The organism is Chloroflexus aurantiacus J-10-fl (assembly GCF_000018865.1).
GTDB classification, from domain to species: domain Bacteria; phylum Chloroflexota; class Chloroflexia; order Chloroflexales; family Chloroflexaceae; genus Chloroflexus; species Chloroflexus aurantiacus.
Genome location: NC_010175.1, coordinates 656164 through 678063, shown reverse-complemented (window position 1 = coordinate 678063; position 21900 = coordinate 656164). Strand labels below are relative to the sequence as shown.

17 protein-coding genes are annotated in these 21900 nt (G+C 55.5%); 8 read left to right on the top strand and 9 right to left on the bottom strand.

The genetic code is table 11. The annotated features are described in order from the left end of the window. Positions 1-1414: 1414 nt before the first annotated feature. The 3 genes from secA to CAUR_RS02680 form a co-directional block, all read right to left on the bottom strand. The gene (gene secA / locus CAUR_RS02690) at positions 1415-4402 is read right to left on the bottom strand and encodes a preprotein translocase subunit SecA (protein WP_012256432.1); all 2988 of its coding nucleotides are present in this window, start codon (positions 4400-4402) and stop codon (positions 1415-1417) included. A gap of 82 nt (positions 4403-4484) precedes the next feature. Beyond that, a complete protein-coding gene (locus CAUR_RS02685) occupies positions 4485-6710 on the bottom strand; it encodes an HD domain-containing phosphohydrolase (protein ID WP_012256431.1) in 2226 nt (741 codons plus the stop codon). Further along, positions 6676-7746, bottom strand: a complete 1071-nt coding sequence (locus tag CAUR_RS02680; RefSeq protein WP_012256430.1) for a sensor histidine kinase — start codon at positions 7744-7746, stop codon at positions 6676-6678. Before CAUR_RS02680 ends, CAUR_RS02685 begins: the two co-directional genes overlap by 35 nt. Before the next feature lie 342 nt (positions 7747-8088). Here CAUR_RS02680 and CAUR_RS02675 point away from each other — a divergent pair, with 342 nt between their 5' ends. Next, positions 8089-8703, top strand: coding sequence for a sialidase family protein (locus CAUR_RS02675; RefSeq protein WP_012256429.1), 615 nt, complete (start codon positions 8089-8091; stop codon positions 8701-8703). Between the two features lie 137 nt (positions 8704-8840). On the opposite strand, the gene CAUR_RS02670 is transcribed toward CAUR_RS02675, so the two are convergent. Continuing rightward, positions 8841-10463 (bottom strand): McrB family protein, encoded by a 1623-nt coding sequence (locus CAUR_RS02670; RefSeq protein ID WP_012256428.1) that lies wholly within the window; start codon positions 10461-10463, stop codon positions 8841-8843. Further along, entirely contained in the window at positions 10463-11113 is a 651-nt protein-coding gene (locus tag CAUR_RS02665; protein WP_012256427.1) for a hypothetical protein, read from the bottom strand. Before CAUR_RS02665 ends, CAUR_RS02670 begins: the two co-directional genes overlap by 1 nt. Before the next feature lie 124 nt (positions 11114-11237). Between CAUR_RS02665 and dnaX the strand changes: the two genes are divergently transcribed. The 4 genes from dnaX (at position 11238) to CAUR_RS02645 (ending at position 14932) form a co-directional block, all read left to right on the top strand. Further along, a complete protein-coding gene (gene dnaX / locus CAUR_RS02660; protein WP_012660459.1) occupies positions 11238-13034 on the top strand; it encodes a DNA polymerase III subunit gamma/tau in 1797 nt (598 codons plus the stop codon). A 135-nt stretch (positions 13035-13169) separates the two neighbouring features. After that, a complete protein-coding gene (locus tag CAUR_RS02655; protein WP_012256425.1) occupies positions 13170-13472 on the top strand; it encodes a YbaB/EbfC family nucleoid-associated protein in 303 nt (100 codons plus the stop codon). 79 nt (positions 13473-13551) lie between these two features. Continuing rightward, positions 13552-14166 carry a recombination mediator RecR gene (gene recR, locus CAUR_RS02650; RefSeq protein ID WP_012256424.1) on the top strand — a complete coding sequence of 205 codons (615 nt, stop codon included), beginning with the start codon at positions 13552-13554 and terminating at the stop codon, positions 14164-14166. A gap of 394 nt (positions 14167-14560) precedes the next feature. Further along, on the top strand, positions 14561-14932 hold the full coding sequence (locus CAUR_RS02645) for a roadblock/LC7 domain-containing protein (RefSeq protein WP_012256423.1): 372 nt from the start codon (positions 14561-14563) through the stop codon (positions 14930-14932). On the opposite strand, the gene CAUR_RS02640 is transcribed toward CAUR_RS02645, so the two are convergent. From CAUR_RS02640 to CAUR_RS02625, 4 genes are read right to left on the bottom strand one after another with little or no spacing between them, the layout of a single operon-like run. Further along, entirely contained in the window at positions 14927-15355 is a 429-nt protein-coding gene (locus CAUR_RS02640) for a DUF3037 domain-containing protein (RefSeq protein ID WP_012256422.1), read from the bottom strand. The two genes, CAUR_RS02645 and CAUR_RS02640, sit on opposite strands and share 6 nt — an antisense overlap. Next, a complete protein-coding gene (locus tag CAUR_RS02635; protein ID WP_012256421.1) occupies positions 15336-16112 on the bottom strand; it encodes a HipA family kinase in 777 nt (258 codons plus the stop codon). The genes CAUR_RS02640 and CAUR_RS02635 overlap by 20 nt, the downstream gene beginning before the upstream one ends. Next, positions 16112-17863 (bottom strand): alpha-amylase family glycosyl hydrolase, encoded by a 1752-nt coding sequence (locus CAUR_RS02630; protein ID WP_012256420.1) that lies wholly within the window; start codon positions 17861-17863, stop codon positions 16112-16114. The genes CAUR_RS02635 and CAUR_RS02630 overlap by 1 nt, the downstream gene beginning before the upstream one ends. Positions 17864-17901: 38 nt before the next feature. After that, positions 17902-18588 (bottom strand): uracil-DNA glycosylase, encoded by a 687-nt coding sequence (locus CAUR_RS02625; RefSeq protein ID WP_012256419.1) that lies wholly within the window; start codon positions 18586-18588, stop codon positions 17902-17904. Between the two features lie 237 nt (positions 18589-18825). Here CAUR_RS02625 and CAUR_RS02620 point away from each other — a divergent pair, with 237 nt between their 5' ends. From CAUR_RS02620 to CAUR_RS21425, 3 genes are all read left to right on the top strand, one after another. Further along, positions 18826-19710, top strand: a complete 885-nt coding sequence (locus CAUR_RS02620; protein ID WP_012256418.1) for an alpha/beta fold hydrolase — start codon at positions 18826-18828, stop codon at positions 19708-19710. Positions 19711-19977: 267 nt separating this feature from the next. Further along, a complete protein-coding gene (gene cpaB, locus CAUR_RS02615; RefSeq protein ID WP_012256417.1) occupies positions 19978-21030 on the top strand; it encodes a Flp pilus assembly protein CpaB in 1053 nt (350 codons plus the stop codon). Between the two features lie 132 nt (positions 21031-21162). Next, positions 21163-21888, top strand: a complete 726-nt coding sequence (locus CAUR_RS21425) for a CpaE/TadZ family protein (RefSeq protein ID WP_242605039.1) — start codon at positions 21163-21165, stop codon at positions 21886-21888. The last annotated feature ends 12 nt before the right edge of the window (positions 21889-21900 follow it).

Here is a 21900-nt window from a genome sequence, read left to right as displayed (position 1 = left end):
AACAGGTTATCGCCGTCAGCAACAATGTTGTCGAAGTTTAGTGTATTGTAGCATATTCTGAACGTTTCGCCGCTAATCTTTCGGGGTGCATCTTTATGCTGGAGAACGTATCAACGCTATGGTTGTAAATGCTCCACTACGGTAGGGAGTGCTGGTATCTTCCTGGAAGTGCGCTCTCCGGCATGCCCCTCCGCCGGGTGCGGCTGGGAGCGCGCGCCTCCGGCGCACCCCTCCATCAGGCGCGGCTGGGAGCGTGTGCTTCCGGTGCGGCTGGGAGCGCGTACCTCCGGCGTGCCCCTCCACTAGGCGCGGCAGGAAGTGAGTGCCTCCAGCTCCGCCAGGTGTGGCTGGGAGCGTGTGCTTCCGGTGCGGCTGGGAGCGCGTACCTCCAGCTCCGTTATGCGCGGCTGGGAGTGCGTACCTCCGGCACGCCCTTCCGCCAGGCGCGGCAGGAAGTGAGTGCCTCCAGCTCCGCCAGGTGCGGCTGGGAGCACGTACCTCCGGCACGCCCTTCCGCCAGGCGCGGCAGGAAGTGAGTGCCTCCAGCTCCGCCAGGTGCGGCTGGGAGCACGTACCTCCGGCGCGCCCCTCCACCAGGCGCGGTTGGGAGCGTGTGCCTCCGGTGCGGCTGGGAGCGCGTACCTCCGGTGCGCCCTTCACCTGGAACTGTCCGCCACCCTGATCCTGCTACACCGTTCCCTTCCGTTCCCGACAGGGTCGCACACGCCTGCGCCACTCACAGCAGTGGACAAACCCGGTACTGGCGACTCCCGCCCCCAGCGGGGGCGGGTTGGGGTGGGGGCGTGTCGCAGAATTAGCACTGGGAGCAGCGCACGCGCAACTCGCTCACAAACCCGCTCCCCGGCATTGCACCTGAGCGTGAATGTACGGAACTGGTCAGTCTGCCTGCAACAACCCACCAGCGAGCCGCGGGTGGCACATCTGGCAGCGCTCCAGCACGGGTCTGACAACCTGAATGAGGCACAGCGTCAGGCAAGATTTGACATACATCAATGCAGCAAGTACACGCTTTGAATCGGTACCCTTCCACGCTCTGTGATGGGTGTGGTGTAGCGGGTGGTGGTGGGGAAGGTGAGGTGTGCCATCAACGGGCGCGCAGCCGTGCGTCCCCAGCGGACGCCGATAGCACACTAGCCGTGAATCATACCTGATACCACTCGCCGGTGTAGGTCGGTCACGGGTACGCCGGGCGTTCTCGTCACAATCATCTGGCCGGTCTGCGTGAGATGATTCCTACCGACCATTGCGAGGATGGTGCCGGTAGTTCAAGGCGGGCATCCTCGGTTTGCCCATAAGATGGCTCTCACTCTGGATGTCTACATAAAAATCATGCCGGGTAGATCGTCTTCGTCTACCCGGCAACTAGATCCGCCTGAATTGTTCGATCAGGCTCTTAACGCTTCTTCCCGCGTGGTACCGATGGTGCCTGGCGGCCACGGGGCGTGGTTTGAGTTGGTGGTAACTTCCCACTGTTAATCGCCGCCTGAATCTTAGCCGCTTCTTCAGCGACGGCTGTCTGGGTCGCAGGTGTCGATTTCAACGCTTTCGATGCAGGCGGTGCCGAAGGCTGAGCATTCAGCAAACTGGCCAGTTCGTGTTCACGCCCCAGGTGGCAGTGCTTGAATTTTTTGCCGCTGCCACACGGGCACAGCTCGTTACGCCCAATTTGCGGCGTACTGCGGCGCTGCGGTTTGCGCACCACTTCGCCGTTACCGTCACTGCTGACCGTTTGCGCAGTAGCCAGGCGTCGCGCCTGTTCTTCGGCGATTTGGCGCAAGTAAGCTTCGTATTGGAAGGTCGCCGGGATGATGTTGTAGACGATGTCGCGCGCAATATTCTGCTTCAGCTCATCGAACATACGGAATGATTCGCGCTTGAACTCGACCAGGGGGTCGCGCTGGGCATACGCCTGGAGCAGAATATTTTGCCGCAACTCGTCCATCGCCGTCAGGTAATCTACCCACTGACGGTCAATCGCGCCGAGCATCACCCGTCGTTCGATGGTGCGCATCAGTTCAGGGGTAACTGCCCGCTCCCGTTCGGCATAGGTGGTTTCGAGATGATCGAGCAGATACTGTTCAATCTCCTCTTTGGTTTTGCCTTTTAACGTCTCAGCAGTGACCGAGGCAGGTAAAGTTGAATTGATCCGCCGATACGCACGCAGCAAATTGGTCAGGTCTTCCTCTTCAAAGCCGTCGATCAGATGTTCGTCAATCTGCCGTTGAATCTCTTCCGCCATCAGATCAAGCACACGTTCCCGCATATCTGCTTCATCGAGAATCGCTTTGCGGTCGGCGTAGATGATCTGACGCTGTTTATTCATCACGTCGTCAAATTCGACGGTGTGCTTACGGACATCGAAGTTATACCCTTCGACACGGGTTTGCGCACCCTCGATGGTGCGGTCGAGCAGGCCGGCTTGCAGTGGAACATCTGAGTCAACAAAACGCTCCATCAGTCCCTTGATCCGATCCACCGGCCCGAACCGGCGCAGCAGCTCATCTTCGAGCGAGAGGAAGAACCGCGAAGAACCGGGATCACCCTGCCGACCGGCACGCCCGCGCAACTGATTATCGATGCGGCGTGCTTCGTGCCGTTCGGTACCGATGACGTGCAAGCCACCCAGGCGACGCACCTCCTCGCCTTCAGCTTCCGTCTGCGCTCGCGCCTTTTCCCACGCTGCTCGCTTCTGTTCGGGAGTAGCCGTTTCAATGGTGAGACCCTCTTTGCGTAGAAACTCTTCCAGCAGACCGTCGGGATTACCACCGAGCAGAATGTCGGTTCCACGACCGGCCATATTGGTGGCCACCGTTACCGCACCCTTCCGCCCGGCCTGCGCAATGATCGCTGCCTCACGCTCGTGGTGCTTGGCATTGAGCACGTTGTGAGGAATGCCGGCTCGCTTCAGCATCGCGCTGATCCGTTCCGAGGTCTCGACCGAGGTGGTGCCGATCAAGACGGGGCGCCCGATCTCGTGCATCTCTTGCACTTCGCGCAATACCGCGTTGAATTTTGCTTCTTCAGTGGCATAGATCTGATCGGGCAGATCCTCGCGGATCATCGGTTTGTGGGTTGGAATGACTACCACCTCAAGATTGTAAATCTTGGCAAACTCTTCACGCTCGGTGTAGGCTGTACCGGTCATACCGGCCAGCTTCTTGTACATGCGGAAGTAGTTCTGGAAGGTGATTGTGGCCAGGGTCACATTTTCGTTCTTGATCGCCACGCCTTCCTTCGCCTCAACCGCCTGATGTAATCCATCACTCCAGCGCCGCCCCGGCATGGCCCGTCCGGTGAATTCATCAATAATCACCACTTCCCCGTTCGGGGTCACCATGTAATCGCGGTCGCGTTGGTAGATAAACTGGGCTTTGAGCGCGTTCTCGATATAGTGCGTCTTTTCGTAGTGCTCAGGATCGAAGAGGCTCTCACCTGGCGGAATGCGCAGCAGGCGTTCGAGCTTCTCAATTCCTTTTTCGCTCAGGTAGATGCTCTTTGTGCGTTCATCAACGAAGAAGTCGCCGTCCGGTTCCAGTCCCTCTTCTTTCACCTGCTTGGCCGTCACCGATGAACGACGCAATTGCCGCACAAGTTGTGCCATCTGGCGATAGAGATCGGATGATTTTTGCGCCGGGCCGGAAATGATCAGTGGGGTGCGCGCCTCATCGATCAAGATGTTGTCCACCTCGTCAACAATCGCGTAGTGGAGTTCGCGCTGGACGAGTTGCGACTTCTCGTAGGCCATATTGTCGCGCAGGTAGTCGAAGCCAAACTCGTTATTCGTCCCGTAGGTAATATCGGCCAGATAGGCTTCGCGCCGGGTACAGGGCCGCCAGTGGACAAGGCGCTGGTCTTCGGGGTTGGCATCGGGATCGATAAAATCGGGATCGTACAACGCACTTTGATCGTGAGCAATAAAGCCTACGGTAAGGCCAAGGAAGTGATAGATTGGCCCCATCCAGCCGGCACCGACTTTCGCCAGATAATCGTTGACCGTCACCAGATGAACACCTTTGCCCTCCAGTGCGTTCAGGTAGAGTGGTAGTGTTGCCACCAGCGTTTTACCTTCACCGGTCTTCATTTCGGCAATCTTGCCTTGATGCAGCACAATGCCACCGATCAGTTGCACATCGTAATGGCGTAATCCAATTGTGCGATGAGCAGCTTCGCGCACTGTGGCAAAGGCTTCGGGCAAAATATCATCAAGCGTCTCGCCATCGGCCAGACGCTGGCGAAATTCATCGGTTTTCGCACGCAGTTCGGCATCGCTCAGCGCGGCAAACTCAGGTCCCAGCCGGTTAATCTCTTCAACAATCGGTTGCAACCGGCGCAGCTCTTTCTCGTTGCTGTCGCCGAGCAAACGCCGGAGAAAGTTCATCATAGATACACCTCATGACAGGTAGTCTGTCCTACCTGGTACCAGCCACAATGATCGCTTTCCCCATGTGGTCAGCGATACTCACTCACTTCATTATAGCATTGCTGTCTGTTTCGGTGATGATCTGTTCAAAAACGTCAACCACGTGTGGATCAAAGTGGTGTCCGGCCTGCTCACGAATGTAGGCCAGTGCCCGTTCGCGCGGCCATGCTGCTCGATAGGGGCGGTCGCTGGTGAGTGCATCATAGACATCAACCACCGCAAAGATGCGGGCTGCCAGTGGAATTTCTTCGCCACGCAGGCCACGTGGATAGCCGGTACCGTCCCACTTTTCATGGTGGCACCACGGAATATCGAGTGCAGGAGCCAGAAAGGCAATCGGGCGCAGTAACTCCACGGCCAGAGTTGGATGGGTCCGCATAATCGCCCACTCTTGCTCGTCGAGTGGGCCGGGTTTGAGCAAAATAGCATCAGGAATGCCCATTTTGCCAATATCGTGCAAGAGTGCCCCACGGCGCACATGCAGCAGCTCTTCGTCACTGAAACCCATACGGGCGGCAATACGCACCGTCAACTCGGTTACCCGCCGGGAATGCCCTTCTGTCTCACGGTCACGCAGATCAAGTGCACGTGACCAGCCTTCAATCGTCTCATCATACGCAGCGCGTAATTCAGCGTTGGCCGCCCGCAGTTGCTCGAAGAGATCGGTACGGTGCAGTGCATTGGCTGCCAGTTCGGCAATATCACGCAGAAGATCGACCTCAAACGAATTAAGTGGCGTAGCGCGGGTGATCAGCAGGGCACCGATGGTGCGGTTGGCGGCGTTGAGTGGGACACCAACAACGATCTTCGTCGTACTCTGCACAACATCGGTAACATCTGTCGGCCCATCGCTCTGTGCCAGCCGTTCGGCCAGTGCCGCCAGTATGGTCGGTTGCGAGGCGAGATGACCCAGACAGTTGTACGCCAGATCGATGGCGAGGGTTGCTCCCTGTGGTCGCAGCAGCGCAATGCTATCGGCCTGCATCACTTCGCGCACCTGATCGAGTAAAATCGGCGTCAACTCCACCCACAATTGCGCAGGTCGCAGGGCTGTACCGATGTTAGCCAGAATGATACGCCGCTGTTCTTGGGCAACTTGATCGGAAATATCTTGCTTGATCGCGATAAAACGACGAATCTCACCATGTTCATCAGTGACCGGTGTAATGGTCATCTCTTCGTGGTAAAGGCTACCATCTTTGCGGCGATTGATAATTCGCCCTCGCCAGGGCTGTCCGGAGAGAATGTGATTCCAGAGTGCGCTATAAAATTCGTTGTCGTGTTTGCCCGAACGCAGAATCCGGGTGGAATGACCAATCACTTCGCTCACCTCATAACCGGTGAGCGTGGTAAAGGCCGGATTAGCCCATTCAATAATACCGTTCCGATCCGTGATCACTATCGTGTTTGCAGCAGCATTCAACGCCTGTGCCTGCAATTGCAATTGATAATGTTGTTGATGGATCTGGGCACGGTAATACGCATTTTCAATCGCCACCGCCAAATGGTTACGGAAACCTTCACTTTTGATAATGTAGTCTGCTGCGCCGAGGCGTAGTGTCTGCAAAGGAAACTCTTCGTTACCCGGTTGTGCCAGCACCAGCACAGGCTGCTCGAGGTGACGAAACTGTATCAATTCCTTCACCAGATCGAGCATTGCCAGATTAGGTTGCGCACAATCGATCAGAATAACATCGCCGACTGCCCGCTGATGATCGAGATGGTGCAGAAACGTCCGCCAGCCATGGATGAGTGTGCAATGGAGATGCGGCGCTGAACGCTGAAGATGCTGGATCGTCGCTTCGCTATCTGTAGTCGCCAGAGCGATGAATGACACCTGAATGGTTTGACTACGGCGAGCCTGTTGCGAATGGAAGCGCTGACAGGCTTGCTCAACAATCGCACCGATCCGATCAAGGTAATCGTCGCGCTTGACAACATAATCATCGGCACCGGCTTTGAGTGCGCTGATGACCATGTGGTCGCCACCACCACCGGTAAGAATTACAACCGCGAGTGGTAAATTACGTGCGCGAATGAGAGCAAGCAGATCAAGCCCATCACCGTCACGTAGATGAAGGTCAAGCACGACTCCTGCGTAAGGTGTGGTTGCAGGCGATAATGTTTGCAGGTGTTCGTAGGCTGCCCGGTATGATGAAAAGTGCGTGATAGCAATCTCTGGATGGTAAAACTGCATTGTGCGTCGGAACAGATCGGCGTCGAAAGGATTATCTTCAATGAGCAGCAGATGGTTCGGATAAGCCAACATGTGGAATCTCCAGATAGAAGACAGCACCGACACCGGGACTGCTTTCGGCCCATACTCGCCCGCCCATGCGTTCAATCGCTTTGCGGACAATCGCCAGCCCAACCCCTGAACCCGGGTAGGTCTCCTGTGGATGTAAACGCTGAAAAATGGTAAAAATGCGCTCGTGATCGCGCATGTCAAAGCCAATTCCATTATCTTTGACCCACAACCGTACCATCTCATTGTGAACATCACTCCCGATGGCCAGGCGTGGTTGGGGAACACGCGCACTGAATTTGATCGCGTTATCGATCAGGTTGCGCAAGGCAAGCGCCAGACCGGTGGCATCGGCATACAGGTGGGTGCAGCGCAAGTCACGCTCAATCACAATATGGTGCTCAAGAATCTGATCCGCGTAATAGCCCAGCAGTTCATCAATCAGGCCGGACAAATCAATGACGCTGTGGTGCAGTGTTTTTCGCTCAACGTGAGTATATTCCAGTAGATCATCGATCAGTTGGTTCATCTGCGCTACTGCTGTCCGAATGCTGTGCAGACACTGCTGTCCATCCTCGTCGAGGCGCTGGATGTGGAAGCGGAGGAGAAGCTGACTATACCCATCAATAACACGTAGTGGCGCTTTCAGATCATGCGAGATAGTTGCTGTGAAGGTTTCTAGTTCCTGATTAAGTTCACTTAATGCCTGGTTGGCCATCTGTAAGGGTGCTGTACGCTCCATGATGCGCTGTTCGAGCGAGGCATTTAACTCTTGCAAGGCAGCATTCGCTGCCCGGAGTTCATCATTGATCCGCTGCTGGTGTTTCATCGTTCGCCAGCGCTCAATCCCCAGCCAGCCTGCCGTCAGCAGCACGAAGAACCAGCCTTTGATCGTTTGCCAGTTCGTCAATTCGTCTATATTCACGATAATAGCAACCAGCAACCGATCCGAAAAGAGTACCCACGAACCGGCAATCAGCAGGTACCAACCGGTCAGACGAATTGCGCTCGCTATCGGTTCGTTGGTACGCCAGAAATGGCGAATTGATGCAAACGACATATCTCTATCCCAGAGAGTGTATGCAATGCGAATAGGTCGTGGAGTCATCTGACGGGGATGTGCTCTTGTACGAGCTACTTTTCTTATCATATCACACTAAAATTGATTATGCTATGCTACAATCGCCGACGTAGATCATCGTCGTAGTTGGCATAGCTGTTTATCTGTCCGGGGAATCCGTTATGCGTGTTGTCTGATGCGGTAAGATAGTAATGGTTCGTAGCACAACATATATACCGAAAAAGACGAGTGCAGTACTCGCAATGTATCGATACATACAGTGGCCGAAGAAAGGCGGCCTTCCGAGCGTGCAGGTGCAGCAGGTTCGGTAAATCAGGCGACATGGCAAAAGCAGGAGTGCTATACGTTGGCACCGACAATGGTCTTTACATCTTCAGCGATCCAGGCGGCACGGGACGCTGGCGGCTGTTGCCTGATGTTGCGCTGGCCAATGAGCAGATTATCGGCCTGGTAGCAGCCGACTCGCAGAGCCTGGTGGTGGCAACCAAACAGGCGTTTCAACGTAGCGATGATGGTGGTCGGCAGTGGCAAGAAGCCGATGCTGAAGATCGCATGTTGTTCAATTTTCTGAACAGTCAGCGGGTGCCGGTAGCCACAGTGCAGGGTATGGGGGTGTGGCGTCATTCAGAACCGCCGCTGTCCGATTGTTCACTGCTGGCTGTGCTCTCCGGAAAGCAAGAGGTGCTGCTGGCGGTAACCGCTGAAGGAAAGCGCATGCTACGCAGTGATGATGGTGGTAAGACCTGGCAGGATGTGTCGGTGACGTTTCAGGGGCGGCTGAGTGCCTTCGCTCCGAGTAGCTATCATATCGATGTGGTTTGGGCCGGAACCGACACAGGTCAAATTTTGCGCAGCGATGATCGGGGCCGCTCGTGGCAACATGTCGGCAATGTGCCCCATGCGGTGCGCTGTCTGGCTGCCGTGCGCGTGGCGTAAGCTTGTCGGTTCTTTGGCCGATACAGTGTTATGGTAATCACTAGAAGTAGCACAGGCCGCGGCCTGTGCTACTTCAGTCGTTCTGGCCTTCCCCCCACTGTTGTCGTTCCACTCACCGATCAGGGATTCTGGTTTTCCTAGTATCCATAAAAGTCGGTATATCCCTCCCGCTCAAGGCGAGCCATCATCTGGGCCAGACGCTCGGCACTTCGCGAGAGGCGCCCTGCGCAAATCGCATGTAAGCCGTTGAGTGCCTGTCGGAAGCGCGGGGAGTCCTCACCGCGCAAGCGCGGTAGCAGGCGCTGCAGAATCTGAAGATCGAGTGCTTCTAAAACGTTCATATCTGTTGCCTGCCCAACGAAGCCAAGTATCTCGCGCAAGGCGCGGTAACCTGCCGGCTTTCCGGCAGCAGTCAGGTGGTGCTGGATGTCGCTCAATATCTGCCAGACCTGATCGTTTGCTATCGGATACTGTGAGCGCAAGGCAGCCATATCGACCGTTCCTAATTCGATTAAGTTGGCGCGGTCGAGCACTTTATCACTCAGCGCAAACGTGCTTTCATCGACATTGATTGTTCCGATAAGGCGTAGATTGATCGGTAAACGAATGGGGTTGCGTACCACACCACCACCGGCTAATGGTGTCTCCGCCAGGGGTGTGCCCAGATCGATCAATCCCTCTACCGCCTCCATTGCTGACAGGATTGGCGCCAGGTAGTATTCGGGCCGTGCCAGGTTCATCTCATCGAGGCAGACAATATAGGTTTGATCCGGATCAGCAGCCGCTTTCAAGAGAAAGTTTAAGAATGGCGTAGGCTGGTAGAGGCCGGTCAGCGAGTTGTAGTAGCCGAGGAGATCGCGGGCACTATGCCAGTCGGGTTGTACTGCAACCAGAAGATAACAGGGGTTCGGCTGCCCTTCACCAATGCCAATCAGGGCATCGGCGTAAAGGCGCGTCAGCCAGGTCTTGCCGCTCCCGCTCGGCCCGGCCAGGATGACCAGCGGTCGGGCCTGTACTGCAAGATGAAAAGCGTGCAGTGTACGTTCGTCAATAATCATACCGCGCCGCTTAATCGACATAACGATCTGCGCTACTGATGGCGCGCCTGTCAGATAACGAGCTGGTGTTTCACGTAAGGTATTTGTCGTTGCCAGATCGATTTCGGCTTGCTCCATCAACGCTTCATTGAGTGGTAGCAGTGCACAAATGTCGTCGATCAGGCGTTCTGCTGTCGGGAGCGCATTCCAGTCGTAGACGAACCCTGCCCACAGGTAGTGTGCTCGACTGTTGAGATAATGGTCGATCCAGCGCATCCCTGTCATCGGCGGGCGGCGACCGGCAAAACGAGCCTGACCCTCGTGTTCGATTCGATCAATCAGTGCCTCCCACACCGGACGCGCCTGACTCCAGAGGTGGGCAAGTTGTGGCCGGCGTACACCCCACAATTGCAACCCAACAGTGACGGTCCGCTCGATTCCGCTGACCGTGAGCATGACACCGGCCCCACGTGGCGGTCGGTCAAAAGCAAACCAGTAGTCGGTGATGGGATCGCGCCGACCACCACCGCGATCAATTGCCCGCCGTGATTTAAAACTCAATTCGTACAGCGGCCATTGTTGTGGCAAGAGCGCCGCTGCACGCTCTGCGGCGCGATTGGCCAGTACCAGCATCTCAGGGTGTAACAGGCGTTGCACAGCCTGCCAGCGTTCAGAAACGCCGGGTTGTAACAATGCATGCAATGCAGCAGAAGAGAACGGCATCAGGCAGTTGGTGGGCGTAAGTAGAGCTGCGGATCAAGCCCTGATTCATTTTGACCGGCATGGAAGACGATTGTGAGCCGTGGCAACATCTCGCGTAATTCAATAGCCAGAGCAATTGCAGCCTCCTCGACCAGATCACGGTCAAGGCGGAGGATCGGAAACTGGCGAGTAACGGTCAGTTGTGCCAGGACTGGTTCCTGATTGACGCTGTACTGTATCGTAGCGTTGATATCGAGATTTTGCTCGATGTCGGGTTGGTCCGCGAAGAGATCAATCACCTTCTTTGTCAGGGCTGATGCATCTGCTGTCGCTTGCTCGGCATGACTCAGTGGTAAGTGGTAGGTCAGCTCAAATCCCAGCAGATTTCGCGTATCGATTGGTTGACCAACCAGTTGATTGAAGGTTTCAATCATCGCCTGACCGTGTAAAGAGATGACGGTGAGTTCTGCCGGCCATTGCAGGCTGATCACTGCCCGTAAGGGCAGCCGTACCCAGGGGCCACGTTTATCTATGTTTGGCGGGAAGCACGTAACGTGCAGGCTTCGCCCCAACGTGTGTGCGTCTATTAACTCTTGGGTATGGACAATATTGATCTGTTGGTGCTCAAGCTCTTCGATCAGAACTGAGATAAGTTGCTCATAGGTGAGCATAAAAGCCCTCTGTAGCAGATCGACAATACCTGTATCTCGATTATACCACTCTCGGCGCGGAAGTGGGGTACCTCCTCTGGTATAATACGAGATGCTGTGCGGGTCAAGATCATCGGAAAGCGTAATGGCAGTTCAGTCGCTCTATCGAAAATGGCGTTCACAGACCTTTGCTGAGCTGGTCGGGCAGGAGCATGTCGTACAGACGCTCCGCAATGCGATTGCCGAAGATCGGGTTGGCCATGCCTACCTGTTTACCGGCCCCCGTGGTGTTGGGAAGACGACCATGGCTCGCCTGCTTGCCAAAGCAGTGAATTGTCTTAACCCCGATCCCACCGCTCGACCGTGCGGCGTGTGCGAGATGTGTGCTGCCATTGCTGAAGGGCGTGCAGTTGATGTGATCGAGATGGATGCCGCTTCCCACACCAGTGTGGAAGATGCGCGCGAGATTATCGAGCGGGTGCAGTTTCGACCAGCCGAAGCTCGCATGAAGGTCTACATTATCGACGAGACCCACATGCTCTCGACAGCAGCGTTCAATGCCTTGCTGAAAACGCTGGAAGAGCCACCCGATCATGCCCTCTTTATCCTTGCAACCACCGAAGTTCATAAGGTTCCCGCCACGATTCTGTCACGCTGCCAGCGCTTTACCTTCGTTCGCCATAGTGTTTCGGCAATGGCCGCTCATCTCCGCCGGATTGCAGCGGCAGAAGGAATTGTGCTGGCCGATGGTGTGCCTGAAGCAATTGCGCGCGCTGCCACCGGCAGTATGCGTGATGCGCTCGGTATTCTCGAGCAACTGGCTTCGTTTGTCGAAGGCCCGATCACGCTACCACAGGTGCAAAGCCTGCTTGGGATGACGGCAGCGGCTGAAGTTGATGCGTTGATCACGGCTCTTGTCAATCACGATCTGACAGCAGCGCTGCGCGCAGTGCATGGGGTTGCCAATCAGGGGGCTGATGTGCGTCAGTTTACCCGCGATCTGGTGGAACGTCTGCGCGCAGTGATGGTGCTGAAGGCGACCGGTGATCGCACACTGCTTGATTTGAGCGATGACGAAGTGGCGCTCTTGGGGCAATGGGTGCAGCAGGCCGATATGGCTGCGTTGGTACATTGGGTGAAGCTGTTTAGCAATCTCGATGCACAGTTACGTACAACACCCTATGGTCAGTTACCGCTCGAAGTGGCAGTCGTTGAAGCGTTGCTGGTGCCACCACCGGTTGCGCAACCTGCCTCTTCATCTGCGTCACGTTCCGCTTCATTGGCAGGACGTACCCCTACCAGCCGTCCCAGTGCTGCTGTACCGGCAATCGTTCCGCAAACCGAACCCGTTCGCGCCCCGGCACATCCCGAACCAGTGCCGCCCAGCGTTGTTGCGCCGCCGCCACCTCCAGTACCCGAACCGGTATCTGCATCCGGCAGTGAAGTACCGTCGGATGTCACACCTGTCTCCGATCCACCACCGCCACCGCCAGAGGCATGGGCAGCGACCCGCCAGATGCGTCCGCCTGCCGATCCTGCTGTTGCTCGTGCTGCCGATGCTGATATGTCGGTGCTTGAACAGCTTGAGGCGATCTGGGAAGATTTCAAGCGTGATGTTCGTCCGCGCAGTCCGACGGTGCAGGCGTTGCTCAATAGTGCGCGTCCGTATGATGTCGAAGGCAATACTATCGTGCTGCTGGTGACATCCTCGTTCCATAAAGAACGCCTGGAAGAACCGAAGAATCGGTCGCTTCTCGAAGATTTATTGCGTCGTCGTTTGGGGAAGACCTACGCGGTACGCTGTACCATCGAGGAAAAATCGGTTGAACCCACCGATCTGCGTGGGAAAATTCGCGAAGCTCGTAAAGATGAACTGGTTCGTGCTGCATTGAATATCTTCGATGCCCATATTGTAGATATCGAACCGCTCGATCCTGAATAATGTTTGCGGGATAGCTGTACAATTGTGTAGCAGTGTGGTACTCTACCCATATCTACGCTCACATGTCTTCGCCGGCTTCACGTGTTCTGGTACAGGCAATTGCAATATTAAGGTGAATAGAAGGGAGTCTGTCTGATGAATCAGCGTCAGCTCATGCAAATGGCTCAACAGATGCAACGCCAGATGCAGAAGGTGCAGGAAGAACTGGCTGCCACCATTGTCGAAGGTACGGCTGGTGGTGGTGCGATCACGGTCAAAATGAACGGTCATCGCGAAGTGCAATCGATCACGATTTCGCCAGAGGTTGTCGATCCTGATGATGTTGAGATGTTGCAGGATCTGTTGTTAGTTGCGATCAATGACGCCTCGCGCAAAGCGCAGCAGTTGGCCGAAGAGCGTATGCAGCCGTTGACTGGTGGTCTCAAGGGGTTGTTCTAAACCGGCATTGTCGTCCTGGTGATGAGGGGAATGCGTCGGCATTGCGCATTGTCACCGACGAATCTGTGGTGGAGATGATATGACCGTTCGCACGGATCAATTGATTGCCGCACCGGTGGCTCGTCTAATCGAGGAATTTGCCAAACTGCCCGGTATCGGCCCAAAGACGGCGTCACGTCTGACCTTTTATCTCTTACGGGCTGAACCAAAACAGGCGCTGGCGCTGGCGCAAGCTATTCTCGATGTGAAAGAACAGGTTGGCTACTGCCGACGCTGTTTTAACATCACCGTGGGTGAGCTGTGTGCAATTTGTCTCGATCCGTCGCGCGATCAAACCAAAATCTGTGTGGTTGAAGAGCCGCTCGATGTGCTGGCTATCGAGCGCACCGGTGCCTACCGCGGTCTGTATCATGTCCTCCACGGCCACATTGCTCCGCTCGAAGGTATCTATCGCGAAGATCTCAAGATTGAAGAGCTACTCGCGCGGGTTCGCTCCGAACCTGTTCAGGAAGTGATCCTTGCCACAAACCCCAATACCGAGGGTGAGGCCACCGCCTTTCTGCTGCTTCGCGACCTCGCACCTCTTGGTGTACGGGTGACCCGGCCAGCACGGGGGTTGCCGACCGGTGGCGATCTCGAATGGGCCGATCCGGAAACGCTTGGCTCCGCCTTTGAAGGACGACGTGAGTTGTAAGCCGGTGCCTGGGTTAGTATTGCCAAATGTCCTTCCTTCCTGTCGAAAGCCAAAAAAGGTACTTCCTCCCCCTCAACGGAGGGATGTCAGGGGGGGCGTCCTCCGCCAGCGGGGAAATCCCAGGCGCACATTTTCTCTCCCCAACGGGGAGAGGTCAGGAGAGGGGCGTCCTCCGCCAGCGGGGAAATCCCAGGCGCACATTTTCTCTCCCCAACGGGGGGAGGTCAGGAGGGGGGCGTCCTCCGCCAGCGGGGAAATCCCAGGCGCATATTTCCTCCCCCCAGCGGGGGGGCAGGAGGGGGGCGTCCTCCCTCCCCATCGGGGGGATGCCAGGGAAGGGGCTACAACAACCGAAATACTCTTTCAGCAAGCCTGTTAATTGCAGTAAACCTGTATGAATGTCAATACCATTTTGAATGAAGCTATTACCGGCGTGAAAGGCGCGCAGTTCGCCGGCATCATCGGTACCGATGGTCTGAGTGTGGCAATTGCCTACCATCCAGGTGCTGCCGAACTCGACTTCGATATCGAACTGGCCGAACTTGAACTGGCCGATTTAGCCTCGCGGGCAGCGGCAGCGGCTGATCGGATCGGGGTTGGTTATGTGCGCGATCTGGTTCTCGAAACCGATGCGCTCTTGATGCTGGCTTCGCAAATTATTCCCGGCTACTACGGTATCCTTGGGGTGCTGAGCGAAACTGCAAATCTGGGTAAGGCCCGCTTTGCCCTCCAGGCAATGATCGAGCGGGTACGGGTTGAGTTATAAAGCGCCTGCCTCGTGAGCGCGTTCGTCAATCGCCTGACCCGGCAAGACGACCATCTGCTGAAAGATATGGTCGAGCATCACCTGTGGAGCATCGCACAAGCCGCAGTGCACTGCTGACGGCTGGATCATTGTACTGCGCGTTGCCGTCAGCCAGCGAAAGCGCTCGTAAATCGGCAATTCGCCAATCGGCCCGGCTCCAGCACCACCGGCACACACCATTTCAAACGCCGCCAGTTGCTCGTGCACCGGCGCCAGGTCGAGATCAGGCCAGAGAGCGGCAATCCGTGCCTCGTTGAGATGAATCCGTATCCCCAAAAAGCGATGTTGCCGACACAACAACACCACCCCAATGTTGATCTGCTCACCACGCTCTACCCGTGGCACCAGGCGCAGTAATGCATATTCAAAGGCGCTCGTGGACATCGATAGCCTCCTGTACGAATGCGCGCGGTGCAGCGAGTCGTAGACTCAAATATTCAACATAGGCTGCACGGTGGTCTTCTACTGAGGAAAACCGCTGGTCAATAAGCCATTCATCGGGGACGTTCGCCACAATGCGCCAGAGCAGATCTGTGTTGATATGATCTGCCAGTTCACGGTCGGCTGCTTCCAGATCGCTGGCCGCTGCTATCAACACATGATCGCGAATCTGGCTGAAGGGTTTGCGAGCGTGATTCTGGTAATCATTCCAGGTGTAATGAATGTACAGCGCTGCACCGTGGTCGATCAAGAAGAGCCGGCGGTGCCACCAGAGGAGATTGGTGTTGCGGGGCGTGCGATCAACATTGGTGATGAAGGCATCAAACCAGACGATAAGTGACGCCAGTTTACGGTCAAGTGCACGGACAGATGTCGGATCAAATGCCAGCGCACCGGGCAGGAAATCAACGGCTAGATTCAATCCGGCGCTGGCTGTAATCAGGTCTTGAATCTCACCATCCGGTTCGTTGCGTCCCAACGCCGGATCGATCTCAATCAACACCAGCTCTGGAACGGGCAGGCCAAGCGCACGCGCCAGTTCACCACAGATCAGCTCGGCAACCAGCACTTTTGGCCCCTGTCCTGCCCCGCGAAACTTTACGACGTACAGGCCATCATCATCGGCTTCGACAATCGCCGGTAATGAACCGCCTTCACGCAACGGTGTGACATAACGAGTTGCAGTTACTTTTCGTAACATTAGCGCTCCAACCTGAATATGTATCCGGTTTGAGCCGGTATTTCGATCCCCGGTTGATACTCCACGATACGCCCGTCGGCGATGGTAAGCGGCACCGGCGGTGCCGGTGGCGTGCCGAAGAGTGCGGTCACCTGGTAGGTGCCTGCCGGCAGGTCGCTCTCACCTGATGATAGTGTAAACGGTGGCGTGGGTACTTTGTCAAAATTAATCACCACCAAAACCATGTCTTCACCACTGCGCCTGATGTACGCGGCGACACTGGCACCGTTAGCAGTTAACGGCCAGAAATCACCGGTCGCCAGTGCCGGTGTATTCACGTGGAGATGAATTAACTGCCGGTAGGTGTTGAGCAGCGATTCGGGATCCTGGTCTTGTAACATCACATTCTTGACCGGGTAATCGCTCTGCGGCTGCTGCCAGGGAATACCGGCTGAGAATCCGCCAAACTCCTCCTTCGTCCACTGCATTGGGGTGCGAATACGCTCATCCGGTTTCACCCCCAGCATGCCGATCTCTTCACCATAATAGATGAAGGGCAGTCCCGGCATGGTCAGCAGAGCCAGCGCAGCCAGTTTTGCCTTCGCCACGTCATCACCCAACACCGACATCACGCGGTTCTGGTCGTGATTGGTCAGGAAGGGTGCCCAGCGTTGATAGGGTAGTTTTGTGTAGGCATCCTGCACCGCCTGCATAAACAATCGCGATAGACCGGTGTTGGCCGCGCCGCGAATCTGATTGGCGACTTCAAACTCGAAATAGTAATCGAGCTGGTCAGGATAGTACGGTGCCAGCGTGCGCGGGTTGCCGTTGAAGACTTCGCCAATCGTGAAGGTTCCGGGTAGTTCCCGGTCGAGAAAACGTCGAAACTCGCGCAACCATTCAAAGGTCTCGACGGTGTCTTCCTGGAGAGTGTAATATTCGATCAGATGCTTGATCGCGTCGAGACGGAAGCCGGCAACCCCCATCTCTTCAACCCAAAAGCGAGCAATCTTGTAGGCTTCGGCAGTGACTGCCGGATTGCGATAGTTGAGATCGGGCATACCACCCCAGAACACGCCGTAATAATATTCATCACGAATGGGTGATTTGTGCCAGACCACATTGTTGCCGAATGGGCCACGATAGCCAGGGTCAATCGCCGACCACAAATACCAGTCGCGGTACGGTGAGTTGGGGTCGCGTAATGCCTCTTGAAACCACGGGTGTTGGGTACTGGTATGGTTCAGTACTAAATCGATGATGATTTTAATCCCGCGCCGTTCCGCTTCGGCAACCAGACGCTTGAAATCCTCATTGGTGCCGTAGTCGCGTTCGACCGTGTAATAGTCAATCGTGTCGTAGCCGTGATAACTGGCAGCTTCGGCGACCGGCATCAGCCAGATACAATTGATGCCCAGATCGGTGGTCGTGTTGGGATCGCCATCATTGAGATAGTCAAGTTTGGCGATAATGCCGTTCAGATCACCGTTGCCGTCGCCGTCGCTATCGTAAAACGAGCGCACGAAAATTTCATAACAGACAGCCCCATCCCACCAGCCGGCTTCAAGCGGAAAAGGTGTGGCCGTAGGGCCGGGCGTTATACGCGGCGGCAAGGTTGGCAGGCGCGGATCACGGGTTGGCGTTGGCGGACGCGAATTGGTCGGGGTGCCGGCTACGGTGGGCGATGCAGCCGGTGCGGTTGGCCCGGCTGCTGGCGCACCACAGGCAACGAGTACACTGATGGTAAGCAGGGTAACAATTATTCGATGCATAGGAAACCGTTTCTTTGTCAATTAATGCGTTTGTTGCATTATACCGGATTTTGCGCAGGTGTTGACTCGTCACTCTGCATGAACAGACGACGCAACCCTGCGGCAAACATCTGCGCCCCACCCTGGGCTGGATGGCGGACTACGGCATGGACAATACCGAGGCGGGAGAGCGCCTGATCGGCGATACGCCCCATCGCCACTACCGGGCAACGAGGAAAAAGCAGGCAAAACCGCAACAGGAAGGGCAAGCCAAGCATCACTTCACGCTGAAGTGGGGTGCGATTGCTCTGCGGTTGGCCAGGTCGGTGCGGATGCAGCGGAAACGCATTCCAACCGACTGCAAAGCGATTCAGCGCTTGTAGCTCACGATACACAATGGTTGCCGTTTGCTCCCGCGAGATGCGACCATCGGTTGTTGCCAGGGCAAACCCACGAGTGGTGCCAAACTGACCCGGTGGGTCAACTCCGGCTAACAGAATCTGTTCACTGGTAAAAGGCACGCCGGTGCGACGAGCACCATTGTAACCGGGTGCCTCGCCAATCAGCAACAGATCAGGGCCGCGTTCTAACGCCAGCGTGAGGGCCAGAACCAGATTGTTTCGCCGAATAGCATTGCCGTGCGCCTCCTGCTCATCGGCAGCCTGATGAGCATACATATTCACCGTGTGAGGCGGGGCTGCCATTGCGGCCAGATCATTGACAAGGTTGTGAATGATTGATGACATATCGTTTTTTGTCGCGATAAATGGCTTGACGTCAGATCATACATGCAGGCAGCAGGCACTCTTGCAGATTATTTCCCTGTGCACATAGTGTTCGTAGTCACAATCGTCAGACTATCGGGTAATCGTTACGTGGATGCCATCCATCATCATACAGCCTTTCAACGCTGGATGAGACAAATGTCAATGCCTGTAACTGTCTGGGATTATAGTGGATATTGCAAACAGAGGAGGTTTGTCATGTCAACATCTTCAACACTCTGGGAAATTGAAAGTCCACTCGGTCCGGTCGCCTTTCGGGTTTCCGGGCAGGGGCGTCCTCTGATCTTTATCCACGGCTGGGGTGCTTCCAGCCGTTACTGGCAGGCGGCACCAGCGTTCTTACCCAACCGGCGCCTGATCGCAATTGACCTTCCCGGTTGTGGCGCATCTCCGGCACCGCTCGAACCGGTTTCTCTGGAGTCGTCTGCGCGGGCGGTGCTGGCAGTGGCCGATGCTCTGGATATTGATCGATTTGCATTAGTGGGCCATTCTCTCGGCGCCGCAGTGGCGCTTGCTGTCGCTGGTCTGGCCGGTGCACGGGTAGAGCGTCTCGGCCTGGTGAGTTTTGGGATTGGCGCTAACCTGTACGAGGATGCACTGGTCACGCTGGCCGGCGCACAGTGGCAGGTGGCTGCGGCTTACTGGCGACCATTGCTGGTATGGTGGCGTCCCTGGTGGGAATATACCTCTACCTGGCGACAGGCACTCTGGGCATTGCCACCAACGCCGGACCTCCTGGCGCGACCGCTGGTGCGACAACCGCTTGACCGTTCATTGCTGGCGCAAGGCATTGCCGATCTGGCGGCAATGGATCCGCTGGTAGCTATCGAGACCGCAGCCATTATGGGACATCCCCGTCTGAAACGACTATTGCAACTTCCATTACCGCCGGTTGTTCTGATTAGTGGCAGTGACGATCCGGTCTTTCCACCGGTCAATGTCGAGATGCTCAGTCGTGTTTTACCGGATGTACAGGTGGTCTTCATTCCCAATTGTGGTCATGTACCTATGGTTGAGGAACCGGCAGCATGTTATCAGACAATTGCTCGCTTTCTGGATGGAGAAAACGACTATTTGTCGTAAGGTTACTAAAATAGTGTGAATTATCAAGCGCAGTATTGTTCTCTGGACATAGACTGTGAGGCTAATCTTACTGAAGGTACTAAAAGTATCATGCAATCTGTGTGAATTCGCTGACCGACTAGAAACTTAATAGCCATTCAGTACCAGGCCACGTAAAGTACTAAAGTAAGGTGTCACATTCCTGTCACCTCTTGCTTGCGTATGCTATAATGGCAACGCAATGCGCGGAGTCACCTGACTTCGCTCTGAACAGGAAGGTTGCCTTCTATGCGACGTGGCGCATTACTGTTTCTACTGATCGGACTTATCGTCATTATCGGTGGATTGGCGGCTTTCTTGCTGTTACGCGGCGGGGCTGCAACATCCACCACCTCACAAACACCCGAAGTACCTCCACCGCCGACAGCAGTGCCATTGGTGTCAGTCGTTCAGGCCCGTGTCGATCTCGAGGCCAATACACTATTGAATGATCCTTCTTTGCTTGATGTTGTTGAAGTACCGGTAACCGAATTTGACGAAGCAAACGAATTTAGCAACATTAATGATGTTTTGGGCAAACTGTTGATCAATCCGGTTGTAGCCGGACAATCGATCCGGAAAGATAATATTCGTGAAGCCGGTCTGGCGCAGCGTATACCTACTGCTGAACCTGGTCAGGCTCAGGTAAAAGCCTATCCGCTGATTGTTAACAGCCTGTCGGGTGTTGCCGATCAGGTTGCCGTCAATGACTTTGTTGACGTGATTGCTACGTTTTCAGTTGAACGCCAGATTATCCGTCCCGGCCCTGTGCAGGTTATTACCGTGAATGACGTCGACCAGCTTGTACGGGAGTACCAGTACGGCGAAAATCAGACCTTCTTCTCTACCAAGACGATCATTCAGCGTGCTCAGGTATTGCAAATTGTGCGCCCTGCGCTACCGGCTCCCACAGAGGGAGAAGAAACCACTACTGAGGCCGTTACACCACCTGCTTCGTCGAGTCTGCCACAAGTTGATGCATCAGGGCAGCCGATTACTGGTGCTCAGACTGCTGAAGGTGGGGCTACAACGCCTAGCACGTTAACTGAAGGGGTATGGGTTGTTGTGCTGGCCTTGACCGATCAGGAAATTGAACTGCTGGAGTTTGCGTTACAGTCACAGGCCCGGATTGTGCTGGCGCTGCGTGGGGCAAACGACGACGCTATTGAGTCGACCAGTGGTGTCACCCTCGATCTGTTGGTGCGCGAGTACGGTCTGCCCCTGCCGCGTCCCTTGCCACCGCGGGTTTACGGTGAAGACGAGGTCTTTGTACCTGAACCAACCCCAACTCCGCTGCCATAACCTATTCCATGAGCGGCAGCTCTGAGGTACAATGACATCGTAGCATTCTATCATATAGTCATAAACTGTCTTGATCGTTTGCCACAACTCACGTCCGTTTTTGAACGACGAGGCCATCTGAGGAGCTAGAGCATGAGCGAAGGCGATAAGATTCGAGTAATGATCGTTGATGACGTGATCGATACTCGCGATCAGCTCGAAAAGCTACTATTCTTTGAGAAGGATATTGAAGTCGTTGCCAAAGCAAGCAACGGACGTGAAGCAATTGCGCTTGCTCGCCAGCATCGTCCACAGGTTATTTTGATGGACATTAATATGCCCGATATGGATGGGATCGCGGCTACAGAAGCGATTCTAACCAATGATCCGGGCATACAAGTCATTATCATGAGCGTGCAGGGCGAAACCGATTATATTCGGCGAGCAATGCTGGCGGGCGCCCGCGAGTTTCTGATTAAGCCGATCAGCGCCGATGATCTTTACCGGTCGATCCGCCATGTGGCCCGTCTGGCAATGACCCGACCGATAGCTCCGGTTGGTGCCCCTGGTGGACAAGTGCCTGGTGCTCAACCCACTGTTGACGGCCAGATCTTTGCCGTATTTAGTCCGAAAGGTGGGGTTGGGGTCTCATCGATTGCGGCTAATCTGGCCGTAGCCATTCGCCAGCAAACTAATAAAAAGGTGGCGCTGGTCGATGGGAATGTGATCTTTGGTGATCTCAGTGTCCTGCTGAATCTACGCACCGATAAGACAATTCTCGATGTTGCATCACGGATTGAAGGGCTTGATCGCGATCTGTTGAATGACGTGATGGCTACCCATCCCACGCAGGTGAAGGTATTGCTGGCCCCCCCCTGATCCGCAGCGTGG

Excerpts from the sequence above, each read along its gene's own strand:
- CAUR_RS02680 (WP_012256430.1), bottom strand. The coding sequence starts at position 7,746 with ATGTCGTTTGCATCAATTCGCCATTTCTGGCGTACCAACGAACCGATA.
- CAUR_RS02655 (WP_012256425.1), top strand. The coding sequence starts at position 13,170 with ATGAATCAGCGTCAGCTCATGCAAATGGCTCAACAGATGCAACGCCAG.
- CAUR_RS02620 (WP_012256418.1), top strand. The coding sequence starts at position 18,826 with ATGTCAACATCTTCAACACTCTGGGAAATTGAAAGTCCACTCGGTCCG.
- CAUR_RS02640 (WP_012256422.1), bottom strand. The coding sequence starts at position 15,355 with ATGTCCACGAGCGCCTTTGAATATGCATTACTGCGCCTGGTGCCACGG.
- CAUR_RS02665 (WP_012256427.1), bottom strand. The coding sequence starts at position 11,113 with ATGCTCACCTATGAGCAACTTATCTCAGTTCTGATCGAAGAGCTTGAG.
- CAUR_RS21425 (WP_242605039.1), top strand. The coding sequence starts at position 21,163 with ATGAGCGAAGGCGATAAGATTCGAGTAATGATCGTTGATGACGTGATC.
- CAUR_RS02670 (WP_012256428.1), bottom strand. The coding sequence starts at position 10,463 with ATGCCGTTCTCTTCTGCTGCATTGCATGCATTGTTACAACCCGGCGTT.
- CAUR_RS02625 (WP_012256419.1), bottom strand. The coding sequence starts at position 18,588 with ATGTCATCAATCATTCACAACCTTGTCAATGATCTGGCCGCAATGGCA.
- CAUR_RS02645 (WP_012256423.1), top strand. The coding sequence starts at position 14,561 with ATGAATGTCAATACCATTTTGAATGAAGCTATTACCGGCGTGAAAGGC.
- CAUR_RS02630 (WP_012256420.1), bottom strand. The coding sequence starts at position 17,863 with ATGCATCGAATAATTGTTACCCTGCTTACCATCAGTGTACTCGTTGCC.
- dnaX (WP_012660459.1), top strand. The coding sequence starts at position 11,238 with ATGGCAGTTCAGTCGCTCTATCGAAAATGGCGTTCACAGACCTTTGCT.
- CAUR_RS02635 (WP_012256421.1), bottom strand. The coding sequence starts at position 16,112 with ATGTTACGAAAAGTAACTGCAACTCGTTATGTCACACCGTTGCGTGAA.
- CAUR_RS02675 (WP_012256429.1), top strand. The coding sequence starts at position 8,089 with ATGGCAAAAGCAGGAGTGCTATACGTTGGCACCGACAATGGTCTTTAC.
- secA (WP_012256432.1), bottom strand. The coding sequence starts at position 4,402 with ATGATGAACTTTCTCCGGCGTTTGCTCGGCGACAGCAACGAGAAAGAG.
- cpaB (WP_012256417.1), top strand. The coding sequence starts at position 19,978 with ATGCGACGTGGCGCATTACTGTTTCTACTGATCGGACTTATCGTCATT.
- CAUR_RS02685 (WP_012256431.1), bottom strand. The coding sequence starts at position 6,710 with ATGTTGGCTTATCCGAACCATCTGCTGCTCATTGAAGATAATCCTTTC.
- recR (WP_012256424.1), top strand. The coding sequence starts at position 13,552 with ATGACCGTTCGCACGGATCAATTGATTGCCGCACCGGTGGCTCGTCTA.